Below are 10,358 nucleotides of genomic sequence, written 5' to 3'. Positions count from 1 at the left end.
CAGCAGGCGCATCGGGGCGTCTGCGCGGAACCAGGCATCGGGGGCGGGGTCGGGTTGACGTCGGACGGGAGCCGGGGGCATGGTCGCGATTCTGCGTCAAAAGCGCGCCCCAGGTCATCCCGTGCTGCGTGCCATTGCCCTGCCCGCCTTCGAAGACAACTACATCTGGCTGCTCGCACCCCCATGCGGCGAAGCCCTGGTGGTGGACCCGGGCGAGCCCGGGCCGGTGCTGCAGGCCGCCGCCGACGGCCTCAAGCCCGTGGCGATCGTGCTGACCCACCACCACGCCGACCATGTCGCCGGCGCGGCGATGCTCGCCGCCAGGTTCGGCATCCCCTGCCATGCCCCTGAGGACGAACGCATCACGGCCGCCACCGCGCGCGTCGCCCACGGCGACCGGGTGCGGGTCGACGCCCTGGACGTGACCCTGGACGTGATCGGCGTACCGGGCCACACGCTCAGCCACGTCGCCTTCCACGGGGCAGGACACCTGTTCTGCGGCGACACGCTGTTCAGCCTGGGCTGCGGGCGCATGTTCGAAGGCCAGCCGGCCCAGTTCCTGGCGTCGCTGGAGCGGCTGGCGGCGCTGCCGGCCGACACCGCCGTGTGCTGCGGCCACGAATACACCGAGGCCAACGGGCGCTTCTCGCGCGCCGTGGAGCCCGACAACCCCACGCGGGACCAGCGCCTGGCCCAGGTGCAGGCCCTGCGCGCCCGTGGCCTGCCCAGCCTGCCCAGCACGCTGGGCAGCGAGCGCGACTGCAACCCGTTCCTGCGCATCGACCAGCCCGGCCTTCAGGCGAGCCTGACCCAGCACCTGGGCCGGCCGCCGAGGGATCGCGCCGAGGCATTCGGTGCGCTTCGCCAATGGAAGGACACCTTCAAACCATGACGCCATCCCCGAGCCAACGTATCGGCCTGCTTGCGCTGACGCTCGCGCTGGCGGCCTGCCAGCCGCAGGTGAAGCCCGACATCGACGATCCACGCGAGCCGGCGACCGAAGTGCGGCTCAAGCCGGCTCCACCGGTGGTGAAGAAGGTGGAACCGGTGAGGCCCGCCGTGGTCGCACCCGACCCGATCGACACCGGCGCCGAAGTCTTCGACCGGATGACCGCGCGCTTCTCGGCGCCCATCTGCGTCAAGGGCCAGCAGAACCGCCATTGGCGCAAACGCTACGCCGGCTACCCGGAAAACTTCGCCCGCCAGATCGGGCAGATACTGCCGCTGATGGGCTACGTGGTGGAGGAAGTCGAGCGCAAGGGCCTGCCCGGCGAGTTCGCGCTGCTGCCGATAGTGGAAAGCTGGTACCGCCCGGACGCCATCGGCCCCGGCGGGCCGGCGGGCATGTGGCAGATGATCGCCAGCACCGCGCGCAACCACGGCATCCTCATCCAGCCCGGCTATGACGGCCGGCTTTCGCCCATCGAGTCCACCGATGCCGCGCTGTCCTACCTGGTGGCGCTGGACACGATGTTCGACGGCGAATGGCGGGCGATGGCGATGGGCTACAACGCCGGCGAATACCGCATCGTGCGCGCGTTCCGCAGCAGCGGCGACCGCCGCGTGTCCGGCGAAAGCCACCTGCCGCGCGGGCTGTCGCGCACCACCTACGATTACGTGGCGAAGCTGCACGCCCTTGCCTGCCTGTTCGAAAAACCCGAGCGCCACGGCCTGTCCCTGCCGCGCGATGCGCGCTTCGTGCCTCTGGTGCGGATGAACCTGCCCGACGGCGTGCAGAGCCTGGACCAGGCCGCCGTGCGCATGGGCGTGGACGCCCAGAGCCTGCGCAAGCTCAACCCCGGCTTCCGCCAGGGGCGGGTCGTTGCCGGGGCGCCGCGCACGGTGCTGGCACCCGCCACTGCGCTGGCGTCGCTGATGTCGGGCACGGCCGCACCAGAAATCACCACGCTGCCGGAAAGTCCGGAAGCGGAGCGCACCTATGTCGTTCGCAGCGGCGACAGCTTGTCCCGGATTGCCGCCCGCCAGGGCGTGCCGCTGGCGCGGCTTTTCGCCATCAACGGGCTCAACGCAAAATCCATCCTGCGACCCGGCCAGGTGCTGCGCCTCGCACCCTGAGCCCGGGCCGGCCACCATGCTTGGCGGTATGGCCCACCGCGGTTCAAACTAGGCTACTTTGCGCCGCCGTCTTGGCGGCATCGGGAGGAACAGATGGGATTCTTGACCGGCAAGCGCGCCCTCGTCGTGGGTATCGCCAGCCAAAGATCGATCGCCAGCGGCATCGCCGATGCGATGTACCGCGAGGGCGCCGAGCTGGCGTTCACCTACCAGAACGACAAGCTCAAGTCGCGGGTGGAAGGCGCCGCCGCCGACTGTCATTCCGACATCGTGCTGCCGCTGGACGTCAGCGACGATGACCAGATCGCCAGCGTCTTCAGCGAACTGGGCAAGCGCTGGGACGGCTTCGACATTCTGGTGCATTCGGTCGGCTACGCGCCGCGCGAGGCCATCGAAGGCGACTTCCTGGACGGTTTGACCCGCGAGAACTTCCGCATCGCCCACGACATCTCCAGCTACAGCCTGGCCGCCCTGGCCAAGGCCGCACGGCCCATGATGGCCGGTCGCCACGGCAGCATCCTCACGCTGAGCTACCTGGGCGCCGAGCGCGCGCTGGCCAACTACAACGTGATGGGCTTGGCCAAGGCCAGCCTGGAGGCGAACGTACGCTACCTGGCGCTCAACCTCGGGCCGGAAGGCACCCGCGTCAACGCCATTTCCGCAGGTCCGATCAAGACGCTGGCCGCGGCCGGCATCGCCAACTTCCGCAAGATGCTGGGGCACGTCGAAGCGCACGCGCCGCTGCGGCGCAGCGTCACCATCGAGGACGTGGGCAACGTGGCCGCGTTCCTTTGCTCGGACCTGGCCGCCGGAGTTACCGGTGAGATCACCTACGTGGACGCCGGCTACAACATCCTGGGCATGACCGGCATCGGCGACGCCTGAACCTGCGTCACCGGCAACAAAAAAGGCCCGGGAATCCCGGGCCTTTTCTTGTGCCTGCGAAGGAACTCAGAGGCGGTCTTCAGCCACCTTGACCGTGTACTGGCGGCGCAGCGCCTTCACGTAGTCCTGGTATTCGACCACTCCGCGCGCCTGCGAGAACTGCTCGAGCAGCGCTTCGCGGGTGGCGTCGTCCAGCGTGCCCAGGTCGCCGGCGGTAATGGCGGTAACGGCCACGAGGGCGAAGCGGTCGGGCGCGATCTCGGCGATGGCGATGCTGGGCTTGCCCTCAGCGGGCGCGGAAAGTCCGAACGCGACTTCCAGAATGCGCGGCGGAAGGTTCGCGCGGCGGCCGGTGGCGGCCAGCGTGGCGACGGTGCGGCCGGCCTCGGTGGCCAGGGCATCCAGCGACTCGCCGGCCAGCGCGCGCTTGAGCATCGCATCGGCCTGGGCCTTGGACGCCTTGGCCAGGCGATCGGCGTTGTAGTCGGCCAGCACCCGGTCGCGCACGTCGTCGAAGGCCAGCGCGGCCTCCGGCTGGTGGTCCACCACATGCAGCACCACCACGTGGTTGGGGCCGATCTCGATGGCGTCGCTGACCTGGCGCTCGGTTTTCTGGGCGTCGGCGAAGGCCGCCGCACGAACCTGCGCAATGGCGGCGATGCCGTCGCCCTGGCGCTGGGTGAACGCTTGGCTGCGGTTTACCTTCAGACCCGCGGCCTCGGCTGCCGGCGCCAGTGCCGTGGGATCCTTGTAGACGCCTTCGATCAAGACACCGCTGAGGTCGCTGAAGACGCGCTCGCGCTCGTTGGCCACGTATTCGGCCTCAAGATCGCCGCGCACGTCTTCGAACGGGCGCTCGCTGCCGGGCGTGAGTTCACGCAGCTGGATGACGTGCCAGCCGGCCGGCGTACGCACCGGGTCGGTCACCTGCCCCACCTGCGTCAGCGCGAACAGCGCGGCCTCGAACTCCTCGCCGATGTCACCTTCCGCAATGGCGCCCAGGTTGCCGCCCTCGGCCTTCGAGCCCAGGTCGTCGGAGCTTTCGCGAGCGATAGCGGCGAAGTCGGCGCCGGGCTCGCGCGCCTTGGCGGCCAGCGCCGTGGCGCGTTCGCGCGCAGGGGCTGCGGGGGGGGGGGCGGCGGGGGCCGCGGCCGTCACCAGGATGTGCGCGGCAACGCGGACGGGCGCCGTGACGTAGCGGGACTTGTAGGTGTCGTACAGGCCGCGCAGCGTCGCTTCGTCGGCGCTTGCCGGCGCGTCCAGCGTGGCGCCGTCGATCTCGACGTAGTCGATGACAACGGTTTCTTCGCTGCGGTAGTCAGAAAGGTGGGTGTCGTACCAGGCCTTGAGCTGTTCGTCGGTGGTCGATTCGGCCGGCAGCGCCGGCGTCGGCAGGTCCAACAGCGACAGGTCGCGGGTTTGCTGGCTCAGCGCCAGGAACGCCTCGAGCTCGGCCTTGCTGGCCATGGCGGAAGACACGATCTGGCTGGGGATGGTGCGGCGCGCCAGGTCGGCCCGCATCGCGGCCATGAACTGGGCGTGGGTTTGGCCCTGCCCGGCAAGCGCCAGGCGGTACTGGTCGACGCTGTAGACGCCGTTGACCTGGAACTCGGGCATTTCCTTGAGCTGCTGGGCCACCTGCGCCTCGCCGACGGTGATGCCGTCGCGCTCGGCCGCCATGCCCAACAGCGCTTCGTCGACCATTGCGTCCAGCACGTTGCGCTTGTTGTCCAGGGACTCGAACGCCTCGCTGTCGAACGAATCGCCCTGGCTCTCGCGCTGCTGCAGGCGGAGCTGGTCGTAGCGGCGGCGGAACTGGTCCTGCGAAATTTCCTGTTGCTGCCCACCCCAGATGCCGAACTTCGCGGGACCATCAATCTTGGCCGCATAGGTGTCGACGCTGCTGGAAAAGTAGGAGTCGATGCCGAAGAAGGCCATGGTGATGATCACCGGGACCAGGATGGCGAAGGCCATCCATTTCTTTTCGCGAATGTTCTGGAGCATGTGGGCTATGCCGTTGGTTGATGGCCCGGGCTTTCCTGGGCCGGAAAAAACGAAGGCGCCCTTGTGGGGCGCCCTCGAGGATATGGCGGAGTGGACGGGACTCGAACCCGCGACCTCCGGCGTGACAGGCCAGCATTCTAACCGACTGAACTACCACTCCGCTGTTTCAACTGCTTTGGTGGGTGCTGAGGGTTTCGAACCCCCGACCCTCTCCTTGTAAGGGAGACGCTCTACCGCTGAGCTAAGCACCCTTACAAGACGCTCAGTTTACAGCATCCTTCAGGGCTTTGCCAGCCTTGAACGCAGGATTTTTTGAAGCCTTGATCTTGATGGTGTCGCCGGTCTGCGGATTGCGGCCCTGGCGGGCGGCGCGCTCACGGACGGAGAACGTACCGAAACCCACCAGAGTGATGGTTTCGCCGCTCTTGAGGGCCTGCTTGATCACTTCAATCATGGCGTCGACGGCACGGCCGGCGTCAGCCTTGGTCAGCTCGGCGCCATCGGCGACGGCACTCGTAAATTCGGCTTTGTTCATTATTGACTCCCTGAGCGAGCGAGGCTCGCATTTCGAAAAACCGGATGTACCCGGCATTGGCCTGGTGTAGACCCGATCCATTGTGCCACCCCGCCCGGCAGCAGCCGGCGCGGCGGTAGCGTTGATTTATACCAGCCGCATTTTACCCACGCAATACGCGAAAGCCAGATATTTCGGGGCTTTCCGGCCTGGCAGTGCCTTCGCCGTCAGTGCGTCACCGACGCTCCGACACCCTCTTTCGAACCGGTCTCACCCGTGCTGTCCGGCGACGGCTCCTGGCTCGACCCGGGCGCCAGCGCACGCACCAGGGCTATGTCGAGCACCTCGTCGATCCACCTCACCGGGATGATCTTCATGCCCTGGGTGACATTCTTGGGAATGTCCGCCAGGTCCTTGCGGTTTTCCTCCGGGATGATCACCGTGCGGATACCGCCGCGCAGCGCCGCCAGCAGCTTTTCCTTGAGGCCACCAATGGGCAGCACGCGACCGCGCAGGGTGATCTCGCCGGTCATCGCCACGTCGGAACGGATGGGTACGCCCGACAGCACCGACACCAGGGCCGTCACCATCGCGATGCCGGCGCTCGGGCCGTCCTTGGGCGTCGCGCCCTCGGGCACGTGCACGTGGGTGTCGAACTTGTTGTGGAATTCAGTGTCCAGGCCCAGGCGCTCGCTGCGCGAACGCACCACGCTGTAGGCGGCTTTCGCCGACTCCTGCATCACGTCACCCAGCTGCCCGGTCAGGATCAACTGGCCCTTGCCCGGCAGCAGCGACGCCTCGATCTGCAGCAGGTCGCCACCCACCTCGGTCCAGGCCAGGCCGGTCACCAGCCCCACTTCGCTTTCCTGCTCGGCGCGGCCGAAATCAAAGCGCTGCACGCCCAGGTACTTGTCGAGGTTCTTGGGCGTCACGCTGACCGATATCGGCTTGCCGCCCTTGCGCGGGCCGGCCAGCGCGATTTCCTTGACCACCTTGCGGCAAATCTTGGAAACCTCGCGCTCGAGGTTGCGCACGCCCGATTCGCGCGTGTAGTAGCGAACGATGTCACGCACGGCGCCTTCGCTGATCTTGAGCTCGGCTTCCTTCATGCCGTTGGCCTTGAGCTGCTTGGGAATGAGGTACTTTTCGGCGATGTGCAGCTTCTCGTCCTCGGTGTAGCCGGGGATGCGGATCACTTCCATGCGGTCGAGCAGCGGCCCCGGGATGTTGAGCGAATTGGCGGTGGCGACGAACATCACCTCCGACAGGTCCAGGTCCACTTCCAGGTAATGGTCGTTGAAGGAATGGTTCTGCTCGGGATCGAGCACCTCCAGCAGCGCCGACGACGGGTCGCCGCGGAAATCCATGCTCATCTTGTCCAGCTCGTCGAGCATGAACAGCGGGTTCTTGGTGCCCACCTTGCTGAGGTTCTGGACGATGCGGCCCGGCATCGAGCCGATGTAGGTGCGGCGATGGCCGCGGATCTCGGCCTCGTCGCGCACGCCGCCCAGCGACATGCGCACGAACTTGCGGTTCGTGGCCTTGGCGATGGACTGGCCCAGCGACGTCTTGCCCACGCCGGGGGGGCCGACCAGGCACAGGATGGCGCCCTTCATCTGCTTCACGCGCAGCTGCACCGCGAGGTATTCAAGGATGCGTTCCTTGACCTTTTCCAGGCCGTAGTGATCGGCGTCGAGCACTTCCAGGGCGGCGTTGAGGTCCTTGCGGATCTTGCTGCGCTTCTTCCACGGCACGCCCACCAGCCAGTCGATGTAGTTGCGCACCACGGTGGCTTCGGCCGACATCGGCGACATCTGCTTGAGCTTGTTGAGCTCCGCCTTGGCCTTGGCTTCCACCGGCTTGGGCATGCCGGCGGCAGCGACCTTCTTGGCCAGCTCCTCGAGTTCGTTGGGCGCGTCGTCGATCTCGCCAAGCTCTTTCTGGATCGCCTTCATCTGCTCGTTGAGGTAGTACTCGCGCTGGCTCTTTTCCATCTGCGACTTGACCCGGCCGCGGATGCGCTTCTCGATCTGCTGCACGTCGATCTCGCCGTCCACCAGGCCGATCAGCGTCTCCATGCGCCGCCCTACTTCCAGGGTTTCCAGCAGCTGCTGCTTGTCGGACAGGCGCGCGCCGAGGTGGGCCGAAATGGTGTCGGCCAGGCGGCTGGGGTCGTCGATGCCGGCCAGCGTGGTGAGCAGTTCCGGCGGCAGCTTGCGGTTGGTCTTGACGTACTGTTCGAACAGGGTCATCAGCGAGCGCTGCGTGACCTCCATCTCGCGCTCGTCGCGCTCATGCACGGAGTCGGTTTCAACGCCGGTGGCGGTGAGCGCACCGTCGCGTTCGCCAAAGCCGTCGATCGCCACGCGCGCCGAACCCTCCACCAGCACCTTGATGGTGCCATCGGGCAGTTTCAGCAGCTGCAGCACCTGGGCCAGCGTGCCGACCGGATAGAGGTCTTCCGCGGCCGGATCGTCGGTGTCGGGGCTTTTCTGGGCTATCAGCAGGATCTGCTTGTCGCCGGCCATGGCCAGGTCCAGCGCCTTGATCGACCGGTCGCGGCCGACGAACAGCGGGATGACCATGTGCGGGTAGACCACCACGTCGCGCAGGGGCAGCACGGGCAGGTCGAGACGGTGCGGGATGACGGTGCTGTCGTTCATGGAGGACTCCTCCGGGGCCAATGCCCCTTCCTGTGTCAGGTTATGGGGTCCACGGGGGGGGCTTGCAAGTTTTTCGGGCGCAAAAAAAACGGGCCGGAAAGACCGGCCCGTTTTTCAACAGCTTGCGACGCTTCCTCAGTCGCCCGAGGCCGCCTTGGGCGCGGGCTGCGTGGTGCTGTAGATCAGGTAGGGCTCGGTGGCATGGTTGATTACCGACTCGTCCACCACGACCTTGCTGACGTTCTCCAGGGACGGCAGCTCGTACATCGTGTCCAGCAGCACCGATTCCATGATGGTGCGCAGGCCGCGGGCGCCGGTCTTGCGCTTGAGCGCACGCTTGGCGATGGCCATCAGCGCATCCGGGCGAACCTCCAGTTCAACCCCCTCCATCTCGAACAGCTTCTTGAACTGCTTGGTGATGGCGTTCTTGGGCTCGGTGAGGATCTTGATGAGCGCCGCTTCGTCGAGCTCCTCCAGCGTGGCAACCACCGGCAGGCGGCCGACGAACTCCGGGATCAGGCCGAACTTGATCAGGTCCTCGGGCTCGACTTCGGCCAGCAGCTTGCCGATCTCGATCTTGCGCTCGCTGGACTTGACCTTGGCACCGAAGCCGATGCCGCCCGAATCGGTGCTGCGCGCCTGGATCACCTTGTCGAGGCCGGCAAACGCACCGCCGACGATGAACAGGATGTTGCGCGTGTCCACCTGCAGGAACTCCTGCTGCGGATGCTTGCGGCCACCCTGCGGCGGCACCGAGGCAACGGTGCCCTCGATCAGCTTGAGCAGGGCCTGCTGCACGCCCTCGCCCGACACGTCGCGGGTGATGGACGGGTTTTCCGACTTGCGCGAGATCTTGTCGATTTCGTCGATGTAGACGATGCCCGACTGCGCCTTCTCGACGTCGTAGTCGCACTTCTGCAGCAGCTTCTGGATGATGTTCTCGACGTCCTCGCCAACGTAGCCAGCTTCGGTAAGCGTGGTGGCGTCGGCGATGGTGAACGGCACATTGAGCAGGCGCGCCAGCGTTTCCGCCAGCAGGGTCTTGCCCGAGCCGGTCGGCCCGATCAGCAGGATGTTGGACTTCGACAGTTCGATGTCGTCGTTCTTGATCCGGCTTTCGATGCGCTTGTAGTGGTTGTAGACGGCGACCGACAGCGTCTTCTTGGCCCGGTGCTGGCCAATGACGTACTGGTCCAGGACCTCGAGGATCTCGCGCGGCTTGGGCAGGTGGCTGCGGGCGGCGTGCGCCTTCTCCTCCAGCTCTTCCCGGATGATGTCGTTGCACAGCTCCACGCATTCATCGCAGATGAACACGCTGGGGCCCGCGATCAGCTTGCGCACCTCGTGCTGGCTCTTCCCGCAGAAAGAGCAGTACAGGATCTTGGTGCTGTCGCCGGTGCGGCCCTGGCGGTCTTCGGTCATGCTTTCGCTGCCCTGATGGAATGGGTCTGGATCGAGAATATCACAGGCCGGAACACGTCAACCCCGCACCGGACGGAGCCGGGACGGGGCGTGAAGACGGCGTGTGAGCGTGGGTCAGGCGGCCTGGACGGAATCGTCGGGGCGGCGGTCAAGCACCGCATCCACGATGCCGTAGGCCTTGGCGGCCTCGGCGTCCATGAAGTTGTCGCGGTCGGTGTCCTTGGCGATGCGCTCGATCGGCTGGCCGGTGTGCTTGGCCAGCGTGCTGTTCAGGCGGTCGCGCAGGGTCAGGATTTCGCGGGTGTGGATCTCGATGTCGCTGGCCTGGCCCTGGTAGCCGCCCAGGGGCTGGTGGATCATCACGCGCGCGCTGGGCAGGATGTAGCGCTTGCCCTTGGCGCCCGCGGCCAGCAGGAACGAACCCATGCTGGCGGCCTGGCCGATGCAGATGGTGCTCACGTCGGGCTTGATGAACTGCATGGTGTCGTAGATCGCCATGCCCGAGGTGACGATACCGCCCGGCGAATTGATGTACAGGCTGATGTCCTTCTCGGGGTTTTCGGCCTCGAGGAACAGCATCTGCGCCACGATCACGTTGGCGACATAGTCGTCGATCGGACCGACCAGGAAGATGACGCGCTCCTTCAGGAGGCGCGAATAGATGTCGTACGCCCGCTCACCGCGGCTGGTCTGTTCGACCACCATGGGCACCAGGTTCAAGGCCTTGATCGGATCCATTCGCGCGTTCCTCCGTTGGGGTCGCCTCAGGCGACCGGACGCCTCAACTCGGCCAA

General features: G+C 66.4%; 8 protein-coding genes and 2 tRNA genes. 3 read left to right on the top strand and 7 right to left on the bottom strand.

The window, feature by feature from the left end; translation table 11 throughout:
- Window positions 1–121 precede the first annotated feature (121 nt).
- The 3 genes from gloB (at window position 122) to K0M70_RS00555 (ending at window position 2,961) form a co-directional block, all read left to right on the top strand.
- Complete coding sequence (gloB, locus tag K0M70_RS00565; RefSeq protein WP_343211183.1) at window positions 122–892, top strand: hydroxyacylglutathione hydrolase; 771 nt, start codon at window positions 122–124, stop codon at window positions 890–892.
- On the top strand, window positions 889–2,076 hold the full coding sequence (locus K0M70_RS00560) for a transglycosylase SLT domain-containing protein (RefSeq protein ID WP_290777868.1): 1,188 nt from the start codon (window positions 889–891) through the stop codon (window positions 2,074–2,076). The genes gloB and K0M70_RS00560 overlap by 4 nt, the downstream gene beginning before the upstream one ends.
- Before the next feature lie 93 nt (window positions 2,077–2,169).
- A complete protein-coding gene (locus K0M70_RS00555) occupies window positions 2,170–2,961 on the top strand; it encodes an enoyl-ACP reductase (RefSeq protein ID WP_290777866.1) in 792 nt (263 codons plus the stop codon).
- A gap of 66 nt (window positions 2,962–3,027) precedes the next feature.
- On the opposite strand, the gene K0M70_RS00550 is transcribed toward K0M70_RS00555, so the two are convergent.
- The 7 genes from K0M70_RS00550 to clpP form a co-directional block, all read right to left on the bottom strand.
- Window positions 3,028–4,965 carry a SurA N-terminal domain-containing protein gene (locus tag K0M70_RS00550; RefSeq protein WP_290777862.1) on the bottom strand — a complete coding sequence of 646 codons (1,938 nt, stop codon included), beginning with the start codon at window positions 4,963–4,965 and terminating at the stop codon, window positions 3,028–3,030.
- Between the two features lie 83 nt (window positions 4,966–5,048).
- Window positions 5,049–5,125, bottom strand: a tRNA-Asp gene (locus K0M70_RS00545).
- Between the two features lie 16 nt (window positions 5,126–5,141).
- Window positions 5,142–5,216: transfer RNA gene (locus tag K0M70_RS00540), tRNA-Val, on the bottom strand.
- 11 nt (window positions 5,217–5,227) lie between these two features.
- A complete protein-coding gene (locus K0M70_RS00535; protein WP_290777859.1) occupies window positions 5,228–5,581 on the bottom strand; it encodes an HU family DNA-binding protein in 354 nt (117 codons plus the stop codon).
- 125 nt (window positions 5,582–5,706) lie between these two features.
- Complete coding sequence (gene lon / locus K0M70_RS00530) at window positions 5,707–8,142, bottom strand: endopeptidase La (protein ID WP_290777856.1); 2,436 nt, start codon at window positions 8,140–8,142, stop codon at window positions 5,707–5,709.
- Between the two features lie 135 nt (window positions 8,143–8,277).
- Window positions 8,278–9,564, bottom strand: coding sequence for an ATP-dependent Clp protease ATP-binding subunit ClpX (gene clpX / locus K0M70_RS00525; RefSeq protein ID WP_290777853.1), 1,287 nt, complete (start codon window positions 9,562–9,564; stop codon window positions 8,278–8,280).
- 114 nt (window positions 9,565–9,678) lie between these two features.
- Window positions 9,679–10,302: an ATP-dependent Clp endopeptidase proteolytic subunit ClpP gene (clpP, locus tag K0M70_RS00520; RefSeq protein ID WP_290777850.1), complete on the bottom strand. Its 624-nt coding sequence runs from the start codon at window positions 10,300–10,302 to the stop codon at window positions 9,679–9,681.
- Window positions 10,303–10,358: the final 56 nt, after the last annotated feature.

This window comes from Arenimonas sp., from assembly GCF_019459675.1.
In the GTDB taxonomy this organism is placed as follows: domain Bacteria; phylum Pseudomonadota; class Gammaproteobacteria; order Xanthomonadales; family Xanthomonadaceae; genus Arenimonas.
Note: the sequence above shows the minus strand (reverse complement) of the source record. Positions and strands in the feature narration are given on the sequence as shown.